At 44.6% G+C, this 12,905-nt stretch carries 11 protein-coding genes and 1 other RNA gene; 2 read left to right on the top strand and 10 right to left on the bottom strand.

Translation table 11 applies throughout. The annotated features are described in order from the left end of the window. Window positions 1-16: 16 nt before the first annotated feature. From V7K62_RS24675 to groL, 8 genes are all read right to left on the bottom strand, one after another. Window positions 17-637 (bottom strand): tetratricopeptide repeat protein, encoded by a 621-nt coding sequence (locus tag V7K62_RS24675; RefSeq protein ID WP_334868715.1) that lies wholly within the window; start codon window positions 635-637, stop codon window positions 17-19. A 469-nt stretch (window positions 638-1,106) separates the two neighbouring features. Further along, window positions 1,107-2,144, bottom strand: coding sequence for a Gfo/Idh/MocA family protein (locus V7K62_RS24680; RefSeq protein ID WP_334868717.1), 1,038 nt, complete (start codon window positions 2,142-2,144; stop codon window positions 1,107-1,109). A 115-nt stretch (window positions 2,145-2,259) separates the two neighbouring features. Next, entirely contained in the window at window positions 2,260-2,979 is a 720-nt protein-coding gene (gene rnc / locus V7K62_RS24685; RefSeq protein ID WP_334868719.1) for a ribonuclease III, read from the bottom strand. A gap of 160 nt (window positions 2,980-3,139) precedes the next feature. Continuing rightward, window positions 3,140-3,334 carry a hypothetical protein gene (locus V7K62_RS24690; RefSeq protein WP_334868721.1) on the bottom strand — a complete coding sequence of 65 codons (195 nt, stop codon included), beginning with the start codon at window positions 3,332-3,334 and terminating at the stop codon, window positions 3,140-3,142. A gap of 824 nt (window positions 3,335-4,158) precedes the next feature. Beyond that, window positions 4,159-4,636: RNase P RNA component class A (gene rnpB / locus V7K62_RS24695), an RNA gene on the bottom strand. 45 nt (window positions 4,637-4,681) lie between these two features. Next, window positions 4,682-5,380 (bottom strand): hypothetical protein, encoded by a 699-nt coding sequence (locus V7K62_RS24700; protein WP_334868723.1) that lies wholly within the window; start codon window positions 5,378-5,380, stop codon window positions 4,682-4,684. A gap of 64 nt (window positions 5,381-5,444) precedes the next feature. After that, the gene (corA, locus tag V7K62_RS24705; protein WP_334868725.1) at window positions 5,445-6,587 is read right to left on the bottom strand and encodes a magnesium/cobalt transporter CorA; all 1,143 of its coding nucleotides are present in this window, start codon (window positions 6,585-6,587) and stop codon (window positions 5,445-5,447) included. A 617-nt stretch (window positions 6,588-7,204) separates the two neighbouring features. Next, on the bottom strand, window positions 7,205-8,878 hold the full coding sequence (groL, locus tag V7K62_RS24710; RefSeq protein WP_334868727.1) for a chaperonin GroEL: 1,674 nt from the start codon (window positions 8,876-8,878) through the stop codon (window positions 7,205-7,207). A 158-nt stretch (window positions 8,879-9,036) separates the two neighbouring features. Between groL and V7K62_RS24715 the strand changes: the two genes are divergently transcribed. Then, entirely contained in the window at window positions 9,037-10,119 is a 1,083-nt protein-coding gene (locus V7K62_RS24715) for an MraY family glycosyltransferase (protein WP_334868729.1), read from the top strand. A 42-nt stretch (window positions 10,120-10,161) separates the two neighbouring features. On the opposite strand, the gene V7K62_RS24720 is transcribed toward V7K62_RS24715, so the two are convergent. After that, window positions 10,162-10,353: a hypothetical protein gene (locus V7K62_RS24720; RefSeq protein WP_334868731.1), complete on the bottom strand. Its 192-nt coding sequence runs from the start codon at window positions 10,351-10,353 to the stop codon at window positions 10,162-10,164. Between the two features lie 521 nt (window positions 10,354-10,874). On the opposite strand from V7K62_RS24720, the gene V7K62_RS24725 reads away from it, so the two are divergent. Next, window positions 10,875-11,807: an FG-GAP repeat domain-containing protein gene (locus tag V7K62_RS24725; protein WP_334868733.1), complete on the top strand. Its 933-nt coding sequence runs from the start codon at window positions 10,875-10,877 to the stop codon at window positions 11,805-11,807. Between the two features lie 212 nt (window positions 11,808-12,019). Here V7K62_RS24725 and fabG read toward each other — a convergent pair whose 3' ends face one another. After that, on the bottom strand, window positions 12,020-12,766 hold the full coding sequence (gene fabG / locus V7K62_RS24730; protein ID WP_334868735.1) for a 3-oxoacyl-[acyl-carrier-protein] reductase: 747 nt from the start codon (window positions 12,764-12,766) through the stop codon (window positions 12,020-12,022). Window positions 12,767-12,905: the final 139 nt, after the last annotated feature.

Here is a 12,905-nt window from a genome sequence, read left to right on the forward strand (position 1 = left end):
TGGTTTTGACCCTGATTTAGAAGTGTTGCTCTTCAAACACTAAACCCAAGCCATTATTAGCGAGAGTATAAGCGCTGGCTGGGGTTCCAGAATTATCTTCTGGCAATGTTAGGGCTTTTTGGAAGGCGGTAACTGCTGCATCTAACTTCTCCTGCCGACTCAGCGCAACGCCGAGATTACTGTAAGCATAAGCATTGTTTGGGTTGAGTTGAATCGCTTTTTGGTAGGCGGCAATGGCGGCATCTAATTTCTTCTGCTCATAAAGCGCATTGCCGAGATTGCTATAAGCATAAGCATTGTTTGGGTTGAGTTGAATTGCTTTTTGGTAGGCGGCAACTGCGGCATCTAATTTATTCTGTCCACATAGCACATTACCTAGACCGTTGTAAGCAATAGCCAAGTTAGGGTTGAGTTGCAAGGCTTTGTGGTAAAGTGCGATCGCCTCCTCTTGTTTACCTTGAGCATTTAGCACGTTCCCTATACCAACATAAGCTTCGGCATCATTAGGGTTGAGTTGTAACGCTTTCTGGTGCGCGGCTAATGCTTCCTCTAGTTTCCTAATCAGATGAGGTGCATCATAGCCCCCTCTCGAAGAGCGGGGAGGGGGTTGGGGGTGGGGTTCTTCTACCTCACTCAACTGAGAACCGCTATACAAACTGGGGTGTCGTAGCCAGAAATAGAGTTAAAAATAAAGTAGTAAATATACGGTTGTGCATAATCATGCTCATACGTTGGCTGATTTTATCAGGACTTACCCGAAAATCGCTAAAAACCGGATTAATTTTTGATAAATACTTGTGAATGAGGCTTTGAACTCCATTAATGAACCTCAGAGCTTCGTGAATGAGGCTTTGAACTCCATTAATGAACCTCAGAGCTTCGTGAATGAGGCTTTGAACTCCGTTAATGAACCTCAGAGCTTCGTGAATGAGGCTTTGAACTCCGTTAATGAACCTCAGAGCTTCGTGAATGAGTCTTTGAACTCCGTTGATGAACCTCAGAGCTTCGTGAATGAGTCTTTGAACTCCGTTGATGAACCTCAGAGCTTCGTGGACTATAGTATAAAGGTGTAGTTGGGAAAACTTTGGATAAGTTTTATCAGAAAATTACGGTTGAGAGCAGTTGGTAAGAAAAACAGGTTTACCGCCTTGCCCAAGAGATACTGTTAGAGCAGCAAGAATTTCTACTAATTCAGTGCCTACCCAGCCAGACGAAACCTCTGAGGGAGTATTGTTGAGAATAGAGACAATAAAGGAGGAACAAACCCGCCCCAATGGTTCGCCTGTTTCTAATTCCAGCGCTATCTGCCTTTGATTCACAGGAATAAATTGATTGCCCTGCTGTTCAAACTCACCATTCAGTAGGGTGAGAGGTGATGATAGTGACATTTCATCAAAAATCAAACTACCAAGGCTACCTACAATCCCCAGCCGTCGCTGTTTATCAGAATTCAGCCAGCACAGATGAATATAAGCTTGAAAGCCATCTGGGTATGTCAGTGTCAGCCATACTAGGTCAGCTAATCCCTGCTCCTCACATCCCTGTAGCCACACCGTACCCGTTGCTTGTACTTGCACAGGAATTTGACCCAGCCAAGCGTTAAAGATCGCAATATCGTGAATAGCTAAGTCCCACAGCGCATCAACATCTTGCCGGACAGGCCCCAAATGGGTGCGGGTAGCGTAGCCATAGCGTAAATCTCCTAATTTACCCGCTTGTACTACAGTTTTTCCTCGCTCAACTGCTGGGTGAAATAAATAAGTATGGTCAACCGTCAGTATCAAATGATGCTGTTCTGCTAAATGGCAAAGTTCCCGACATTCTGCTGGGTTGAGAGTTAGGGGTTTTTCTGCAAAAACATGGTATCCCTGATGGAGAGCGTCTTTAATTAAAGCATAGTGGGTGGTAGCAGGAGTTGCGATCGCCACTCCTGTCAACCCTGGCACTCTCTTTAAATCGTCCCACTGGGTTGTTAATAAAACATTTTCATCTAAGTCAAACTGCTGCTTTACCGCCGCTAATCGTTCGGGATGGGGGTCTACTACAGCAACTACATTCACTTGGGGATGTGCTAAGAAATTCCGCAGCAGATGCACTCCCCAACGCCCAACTCCGATGACAGCAATTTTAATTTTATTTGTCATTAGTTATTAGTTATTAGTCATTTGTCATTTGTCATTAGTTATTTGTATACAAAGGACGAGGGACAAACCACCACTGACAATCAACTGATTATGACTAATCCCCCTTATTTTAAGCTCAGGGTATTTGCGGATTAGAAATTGCTAAAAAAGCTACCTTAGCTGCGGCTTGTTCTGCGGTTTTGATCGAGCGTCCCTTACCAACTCCTAGCATATTTCCGTGCAGCCACACTTCAGCCACGAAACGTTCTTGATTGCGGTGCGGTTGAGTCAGTTCCACAACCCGATATTCTGGTAAAACTTTAAATTGCGCCTGAGTCCATTCTTGAAGAGCAGCTTTGTAATTAAGTCTGGCAGGATCGAGGCGAATTTCTGTCGTTAGTTCTTGGAAATGAGGATCTAGCCAAGAGCGGATCAATTCCAGATTTTGAGTACTTAAGTAAAGCGCACCCAAAACTGCTTCAAAAGCATCTGCTAGTCGTGACTCTAGACCAACTTTATCAGCGGTAGCACTGCCGGCAACTAGTAAGTATAACTCCAAACCATAAACTCTGGCCAATTGGGCAAGGATGCGATCGCTCACCAACACCGAACGAATTGCCGCAAAATCCCCTACTGGACAATCGGGATAATTTTCCCATAACACAACAGCCGACACTAGCCGCACCACTGCATCGCCAACAAACTCTAGCTGTTCATAATTTGCCGAATCAGAGACAGTGGGATGAGTGAGCGCTAAATCTAGCAGTTCCCACTTTATAGGTGCTTCTAGCGACAAACCAAATTTTTGGACTAAACTTTCGAGTTGCCGCTGACGGCGTGGATAGGCAAGGGGCATTACGTGACAAGGGGAAGGGGGTAGGGGGAGCAGGAGGAAACTAATATACACTCCTAACTGCTAACTTTTAACTCAGTACTAAAATAGGGGGAGAAAGCAGGACATAAATACTAGCTATCTATTCTAATAGTTCTCGAAGTAATACTCTAACAACTTTTAACTACTTCCCTTTATTTCTATTTAGCCTCTCTTGGATAGCTTCTCTACAGAATTCAGGAGGGTTATCTTGTTGCTGCACTTCCTCTTTCATAGATTTTGTCATGCGTAAATTCATCTTCTCAGTCAGAGGTTCTTCCCTGCCAGTCTTGAAACCATAATTTTTAATATCTGGATTACCGCGATTATCTTTAGACACTTTACGTTACTTAATAAAGCTGTACTAATGTGGAAGCGTATTGAATAACGATTAATTGGCGGATGAAACTTTCTGAGGGTATGCATCCACCGATTCCCACTTTTACGAGTCGTGATGCGTAAAGCCCCCGTCATTCATGCGGGGGATATAAGCGAATAACCGAATTTATTCGGTCTTGGAAGATTGGATATTTCTGGTTTAGGCAGGGTTGAAATAGATTTTCTGACTACATCAGACATTGAAACCCCTTGCTTCTCTGACTCTAATTTCAATTGTTCGTATTCGTAGTCAGAAACCCTGATTCTTAGCATTCTTTGTCTTGACATATTGCTACATTTGTTGCTACAATTTAATCATACCACAGGTAGAGTAACCGCTAGCACAAATGGATAACCAATCCCAAAACGACTGGCTAGGAAAAAATAATGGTAAGTGGGTAGTGAATAAACCATCTTTTTACAAACATAACTAGGCTGCCAACGCGCATCCATACCAGTAAACCTAAATTTTTGAGGAAGTTAAAACGTATCGTGGGGCACACGATAACAAGAGGATTTATTCTCTAACGCTTAGGGAGATGACGCCCACTGGGGTTGTTTAAATTAGACTCGGCACTTTGTTCTATTGAACGGGTATCAGGTTTAAACACTGCCGCAAGGATAGACAATTTTAAGGCACGTCGATGAACTAAGAATCCCCGTCAATTTATTGCGGGGAGTGTCAAACGCACAGAATTAGAACTTAAATAATGAATTAGCGATCGCATAAAACCCGTACAAAAAATAATAGAGTACAAACCGTTAAAGGTTCATACTCCATTAAAGGGGAGAGAGCAGGACATAAGCCGGGTTCTGTTCTCTTGCGAGGGCAGTTATCTATCTGGGACGCTTGTTACCAAACGCCTCTAGCGGCTCTCATTGAGCGGAACTGGTAAAAGACCAACCGTAGTTCCTATCGCCTTGCTCCCAACCGGGGTTTACCGAGCCAGCACCTCTCGATACTGCTGGTGCGCTCTTACCGCACCTTTGCACCCTTACCAAACAATTTTGGATTTTGGATTTTGGATTTTAGATTCAATCCCTTCGGGTTCAGCAGTCACTCATGGGGGAAACCCCCAAGACCGCGCTGCTTCACCAAAATTTAAAATCTAAAATCTAAAATTGTTTTGGCGGTATCTTTCTGTGGCACTATCCTCACGATCGCTCGCACTGGACGTTATCCAGCAAGTTTGGTCTTTCGGGAGTCCGGACTTTCCTCAAACCAGTGACTATGACTGATCTGCAACCGCCTGCGACTACTCTCTCCTTAGATCCAGTGTAATCTTGGATGGCATTGTGTGTCTGGTTGCTATTGCTTTTTTTTATTCCAAGGTAGAGCGTAAGTCCAAGGTAGCTTTCTGACTGTGAAAGGACAATTGATAATACTAATGGCAGGAAAATCACGACCTGGGGCTAGACCTAAACGCACCTCAGATATCCTGAGTACCAGTTGTAGGGAAAAGTCCAACTCCTTTCTTCTGTTAATAAAATCGTTGTACAACTTTTTTTGCCCTTTTTGTAGCCCGTTGATATCAATTAGTGGTTTTTTTGCTGAATAGGTTCCAGCTACTTGATCGCGCTCGAAAACATCTTCTGCTGTCACCGTTTCAGAAAGTGTTTTCTTGGGAGCAATCAGACTAGGACTTTGGGGTACTGCTAAGTCGCGGGTTAAGTCTGGTGATTTCCGAATTACACGACGCGATTGCTTGCTATGTTCAACTACTAAAGAACTGTTGTCCCAGTCAACGTATACAGCAACATTCTCAGATTTATTTTCAATACTAATTCCTAAATCTTTCAAATCGTCAATTGGATATGAGGATTTGAGTTTAAAGGAAACTCCAATTTTATCATCGAGATTTTGTTCTTTGAGTTGCTCGTCAACGATTCCTTTTTTAAACTCAAATTTAACTTGGTCATCGATGGATTCAACCATGCGGTTAAACACATAAGAAACACCGATAATATAAATCGTCAAAACTACTAAATTCTGGTCGCTACTCCTCATAACTCAGAATCTTAACTCCCGGTGCTAATGAATGTATATTTTACTCATCGCTGTTCTGCATTTTTTAATTGCGCTTGATTACTACAGAATTTTGCAGCCAGCCTCGTCGCCAAAAAAAGAATAGTAACCCAAATGCGATCGCTAACATCACTGCCCAGCAAATAGGGTAGCCCCAATACGAATTCAACTCAGGCATATTATATGGCGATTTTTCAGTATTGAAATTCATACCATATATTCCGGCCACAAAAGTCAGTGGAATAAAAATTGTTGAAACTATTGTTAGCACCTTCATGATTTCATTCATTTTGTTACCCACTGCTGAGAGGTACACATCCATTAATCCAGATGCTAGTTCTCGGTAAGTTTCCACCATATCCATTACTTGCACCGTATGGTCATAACAATCTCGCAGGTAGATTCGCACTTCTTCACTAATCAAATCGGGAGCATCTCGAATTAAGGCATTAATTGCATCTCGTTGGGGCCAGATAGCACGACGTAGTTGCAGTAATTCTCGCCTAATTTGATAAATATTTTGTAGTGTTTGTGGGGTAGGTCTGACTATTACCTCCTCTTCTAACTCTTCGATTCGCTCCCCATAAAGCTCAAGTACCGGGAAAAAGCCATCAATAATTGCATCTAACAGAGCATAAGCTAAATAATCCGCTCCCTGTTTACGAATGATACCTTTGTTTTTTTCAATTCGCGATCGCACCGCTTCAAAGCAATCATGTTCTGGTTCCTCTTGTACTGTCAGCAAATAATTTTTCCCTAATATCAAACTCACTTGTTCGCTGTAAAAACCACATGTTCTTTCCTTTGCTACTACCATGCGGCTAATGAATAGTAATTGGTCTTCATAATCCTCTGTTTTCGGACGCTCCGGTACATTGACTACATCTTCTAAAACTAGAGGATGTAACTTAAAAACGTTACCCAATCGTTGTAATATGTCTTGACTACCTAAACCTTGTACGTCTACCCAAGAAATCGATTCCGCATTAAGATAGGGGATACACTCCTCTGGAGTTGCGATTTGTTCGCGGATGAAATTGGTTTGGTTATAGTCAATTAAAAAAATTATCGGTAGTGGAGCATCTGCATCAATAAAAATGGTTCCAGGTATAGTCCCTGGTTGGTGATAAAACTCATCTTCATACGGCTTGGTGACTATTTTGGGAACGCGACGCAGTTTTCGTGCCATGCAATATTACCTAATAGTGATTAGTAATTTGTCCTTTGTTATTCACAAATGACATAAGGATAACTTACACGTCATTTTACAAAAATTAATATAAAGATGGTAATTTCTAAATTAAGCAATTATTTAGGTTGCTAATTTGGTCATCAGCATTTTGTTGGTAGTCAGTTGTATTTAGAACTAACCACTGAAAAGTTTCATAATTACAGCTATTTTCAGTTGTCGGGGCACAGCAATGCTAATGCGTGTCAACTTAAGCCAAAACCCTTTTAAAATCTCGTTTCCAGCCTCTGGCTGGAAATGCTGCTCATTGCGGCTCTGCCGCCAGCAAGAGAGGCGGAGCCTCTAGGACGACATTCCCAGTCGGAGACTGGGAACGAGATAATATCTAAAAGCTTGTACTAGGCTGGCTTTCACCTTAAGTTGACACCAATGAGCTTTTTCTGTGCCCCTACGATACTTGTGGTTTTAATAGATGAAAACTGCTGTAAGTTTATTTACGTTCAATGAGTTACCAGCAATACAGATAACATATTGCCTCTGAATCAGCAATACTATAAAAAACAGTTTGCCTTGGCAAGACAAACTGCTAAAAAAATATTTTTCTGGGTGAGCAAAAATTAGAACATACCCATACCGCCCATGCCGCCCATGCCACCCATGCCGCCCATACCGCCCATACCGCCCATATCAGGGGCAGCAGCAGCAGATTTCTTCTCTGGCTTTTCAACAACGATCGCTTCGGTGGTTAAGACCAAACCAGCAATGGAACCAGCGTTTTGCAAAGCTGAACGCACGACTTTGGCAGGGTCGATAATACCAGCAGCAATCAAGTCTTCAAATTCGCCAGTAGCGGCGTTGTAGCCAATGTTGAAGTCGCTATCGCGGACTTTCGAGACGATCACAGAACCTTCAGCACCAGCGTTGTCTGCTATTTGGCGCAAGGGGGCTTCTAGCGCTCGTGCGACAATATCAGCCCCAATTCTTTCTTCATCATTTTGTAGGGTTTTTTTAATCGCTTCTACCTTCTTAGCTAAGTGAATTAGAGTTGTGCCACCACCAGGAACAATACCTTCTTCCACAGCAGCTTTAGTCGCATTTAGCGCGTCTTCAATCCGCAGTTTGCGGTCTTTGAGTTCGGTTTCGGTTGCTGCACCCACTTTAATCACTGCCACCCCGCCAGCGAGCTTGGCGATGCGTTCTTGCAGTTTTTCTTGATCGTAGTCAGAATCGGTTTCTTCCAACTGTTTGCGAATTTGAGCAATCCGCTTTTGTACCTCTGGCTTAGTGACACTGCCAGCGACAATTGTGGTGGTTTCTTTGTCAATGGTGATTTTGCGGGCAGTTCCCAGCGCTTCTAGAGAAGCCGTATCCAAACTTAAGCCGATTTCTTCAGAAATCAACTGTCCATCGGTGAGAATAGCAATATCCTCTAACAAAGCTTTGCGGCGATCGCCAAACCCAGGCGCTTTAATTGCAGCCACGGCTAGTACACCCCGCGCTTTGTTCACTACCAAAGTTGCCAAAGCATCACCTTCGACATCTTCAGCGATGATTAGCAAAGGCTGACCAGAACGGGCGACTTTTTCCAAAATCGGCACTAAATCTTGGATGCTGCTGATTTTTTTATCTGTAACCAAGATCCGGGCGTTTTCAAATTCGACGATTTGCCGCTCGTTGTTGGTGACGAAGTAGGGTGAAATGTAACCCCTGTCAATCTGCATCCCCTCAACTACTTCTAGTTCGGTGGTTAGGGATTTGGATTCTTCAACGGTAATTACACCATCTTTGGTGACTTTTTCCATTGCTTGAGCTAACATTTGGCCAACTTCTTCATCGTTACCAGCAGAGACAGTGGCAACTTGAGCGATCGCACTTCCTTCTACTGGCTTGGCTATCCTGGCGATTTCTTGTACCAGTGCCTCAATAGTTTTGTCGATCCCGCGTCTCAAGCTAACTGGGTTACTACCCGCCGCGACGTTCTTCAAACCTTCCCGAATTAAGGCCTGTGCTAAAACTGTGGCGGTGGTTGTACCATCCCCAGCGACATCTTTAGTTTTTGAGGCCACTTCCTGGATGAGTCTTGCACCAGTATTTTCCAAAGGATCTTCTAATTCAATTTCCTTGGCAACAGTGATACCATCGTTGACAATTTGAGGTGCGCCAAATTTTTTCTCTAAAAGGACATTCCGACCTTTGGGACCCAAGGTGATTTTTACGGCATCAGCAAGGGCGTTAACACCCCTTTCTAGAGCTCGCCGAGATTCCTCGTTAAATGCAATAATTTTCGCCATGTTTGATTTCTCCAGCGCTTCCATTAGACAATTTAGCACTCACAGCGCCAGAGTGCTAATCTCTCAAGCGGCTCAAGTTACAAATGGAAATAAAAAAAATTGATTAATATACAGGTGATGCTCATATTAGATACTGGCAGTAATGCTTGAATTGGGAGATGAATCTAGACAACTCCCTTAAGTACCTTGGTATTGCCGACCCTAGCGGCACCGGCTGGTTGGCAGTAGTATTTACGTTCCTCTTGGCTTGGGTTGTAACTTGGCGTTTAATTCCGACAGTACGCAAATTCGCCTTGCGGGTAGGTTGGGCTGACCAACCCAACGCACGGCGACTCAACCGAGAACCTTTACCCAATGCAGGGGGGCTGGCTATCTACGCAGGTGTGATTGCCGCGCTGGTATTAGCTAGCCTTTTACGACCGATCGAACTCCAAAACGTATTGGCTCAAGTGCTAACTATTTTGTTGGGGGGTTCGATATTAGTCCTTGTGGGCTTTATCGATGATCAGTTCGGCTTACCGCCCTCTGTTCGATTGTGGGCACAAATTGTCACAGCGCTGTTGCTGGTAGCTAATGGCATCAGCGTCAAAGTGATGTTTGGCACCCCCATCGACTCGCTGCTGTCTATGTCGCTAACAGTACTATGGGTAGTAGGGATTACCAACGCCATCAACTTGATGGATGGTATGGATGGCTTGGCAGGAGGAATCAGCTTTATTACCGCCATGAGTTTGTTGGCAGTTGCAGCCCAATTTAACAATCGTGCAGCAGCAATCTTGGTACTCGCAGCCTTGGCAGGTGCTGCACTGGGTTTTTTGCGCCATAACTTCCATCCATCACGAATTATTATGGGTGATGCCGGAGCGTACTTTTTCGGCTATGTGCTGGCAGCAACTAGTATTTTAGGTAAACTGCAACAAAACACAGTTTATGCGCTAATTCCTACGGTTTTATTTCTGTTGTTACCAGTACTAGATACGACTCAAGTATTTGTGCGGCGGCTACTAGCAGGAAATAACCCTCTCAGTACTCCTGGCAAAGACCACCTGCACCACCGCTTACTTGATTGGGGACTCTCCCAGCGCAATGCTGCATTCACGCTTTGGTCAATTACCTTAGTTTTCAACTTGCTGGCGATGAGAATACAAGGTATGAGTTTGGCTGTGATGGCAGCTACCGCCAGTAGTATTATCATGCTTTTGGGCTTTACTGTCTGGCAAAGGATACGCCAACAGCCTTAGTTGCTTGTAGGGTGGGCATTGCAATGCTAGCCCTACTATGTTTTATTTCTCCGTATGGAAGCGATGTCTACGAGGGGCTGTGACGCTCGTTCGCCCTTGGCGTCTCCCTTCGTCTCCCTTTGGGAGATGACTTGCTCTAAGCGATCGCGTCGCGTCTCGTAGAGAAGCGAGAAGACTCGCTAAGTCTTCCCGTAGGGTATTGCTCCTACCGCGTGTAGTTTTGCGTAATATCATGTCCGCTTGATTACTTATTAAACCCGAAGAACCCACCCCGCCAAAGCTACGCTTTGTCTCCCCTCCCCGATTGCGGGGCGGGGATTGAGGGGTGGGGTGCAATGACTGTGGGAATCACAACTAGTTAATTATGCGGACATGATATAGCATTTCCTAATCATATTAGGTACATCTTAGCCCCCTCTCGAAGAGCGGGGAGGGGGTTGGGGGTGGGGTTCTTGTACATCACTTGGGCCGAGAACTCGCTATATAAGTCCTATATTCTTTGGAAGCCTCTTATTATGTAGATTTTCTAAGAAATTATGTATGAAGTAGGTACTAGCACTATACTATAAGGTTGATAAAGCTTATCGGCTTGATGTGATTATTAATACTAATACTTAAATAGCTAGAAATTATTGTAAAAATTATACTTTCAGCTAGAAAGTGATTTGTCTTAGATATCTCAAGCTGAAGCTTGGACTAAAGCCCCAGTATTAACTTTTCTTCATCCATAAGTCCTATTTACTTATACATAACCGATGAAAAAAACAACTGTAAAGCTAATTGCTGCTGTTGTGCTGTTGTCAACACTAGGAAGTCCGGCGCAAGCGCAATTCAATCTTAACGAGTCCTGGACGCAGAATCCTTACTACGGTAGTCGGGGAACATTCTTTGCCGATGTTACTGGCGATGGCAGGGCTGATGCCATTGTGGTTAACGACGACAAAGTAACTGTCCGACGCTCCAACGGTTCTAGTTTTACTCTTAACGAGTCCTGGACACAGAATCCTTACTACGGAAGCCGGGGAACATTCTTCGCCGATGTTACTGGCGATGGCAGGGCTGATGCCATTGTGGTTAACGACGACAAAATAACTGTCCGACGCTCCAACGGTTCTAGTTTTAATCCTAACGAGTCTTGGACGCAGAATCCCTACTACGGTAGTCGGGGAACATTCTTCGCCGATGTTAACGGCGATGGCAAGGCTGATGCCATTGTGGTTAACGACGACAAAGTAACTGTCCGACGCTCCAACGGTTCTAGTTTTACTGCTAACGAGTCCTGGACGCAGAATCCTTACTACGGAAGCCGGGGAACATTCTTCGCCGATGTTACTGGCGATGGCAGGGCTGATGCCATTGTGGTTAACGACGACAAAGTAACTGTCCGACGCTCCAACGGTTCTAGTTTTAATCCTAACGAGTCCTGGACGCAGAATCCCTACTACGGTAGTCGGGGAACATTCTTCGCCAATGTTATCGGGAATGGCAGGGCTGATGCCATTGTGGTTAACGACGACAAAGTAACTGGTCGGCGTTCCAACGGTGTTAGGTTTACTGCTAACGAGTCCTTGACGCAGAATCCCTACTATGGAAGCCGGGGAACATTCTTTGCCGATGTTACCGGCGATGGCAGGGCTGATGCCATCGTGGTTAACAACGACAAAGTAACTGTTAGAAGGGCATTTTAGAGGTGTTTGATATCAAAATTTGAAGTCAGGCACAGATCAAATCGGTGCGTTAGGCCGTAGGCTAAGACACCCTACAAAACTCAGGTTCTCAATTGCATGGAATACAGGCTTTGTTGGGTTGAGGAGCGAAACCCAATATTATCGAGGCTTTGTTGGGTAACGCTTACGCTCTACCCAACCTACTATTCTTCTTAACCCAAGCGTATTGCTATTTAAGCCATTACCATGCCGCCATCGACATTAAAAACTTGTCCAGTGACGTAGGCGGCGGCGGGATCGGCGGCGAGGAAGCGCACCATCCCAGCGACTTCTTCAGGCTGACCGAAGCGACCAAGTGGGATGTATTTGAGAATATCTTCGGGGTTGTTGAGATTGCTGGTCATGTCGGTGGCAATGAAGCCAGGGGCGACGGCGTTAACGGTGATCCCGCGAGTAGCTAATTCTTTGGCAACACTTTTGGTGAAGCCGATTACACCTGCTTTGGCGGCGCTGTAGTTGGATTGACCTGGGTTGCCGATTTGCCCAGCTACGGAGGTAATGTTAATAATCCGCCCCGATCGCTGTTTAAGCATAATTTTACTGGCGGCGCGTGTACAAAAGAAAACACCAGTGAGATTAAGGTCTATCACTGCTTGCCAATCTTCTGGCTTCAAACGCAAAAGCAGTGTGTCGCGGGTAATACCTGCGTTGTTGACTAAGATATCCACACGGCTGAACTTTTGCATGACGGCGTTAACTAGTGCGTCTACTTGATCAATTTTAGAAACGTCAGCTTGGATAGCGATCGCCTGACCTCCTGCTTCTGTAATTTCTGCAACAACTGCCTCAGCAGCAGTACTAGAACTGGCATAATTGACAACTGCGATCGCTCCCTGTGTGGCTAATTCAATTGCGATCGCGCGGCCAATTCCTCGCGATGCACCTGTGACAATTGCGACTTTATCTTGTAATAGTGTCATTTAATGTTCCTCAATCTGAGAAATACTGCGCTAATTATCTTATGGTGATTTCGGGAACATCTGAAATATTAGACTTCTTGCATAAATCAAAAAAGGAACCCCACCCCGCCTTTGACTTACGTCAAAGTCTCCCCTCCCG

Source organism: Nostoc sp., from assembly GCF_036917935.1.
Classification (GTDB): Bacteria; Cyanobacteriota; Cyanobacteriia; order Cyanobacteriales; family Nostocaceae; genus Nostoc.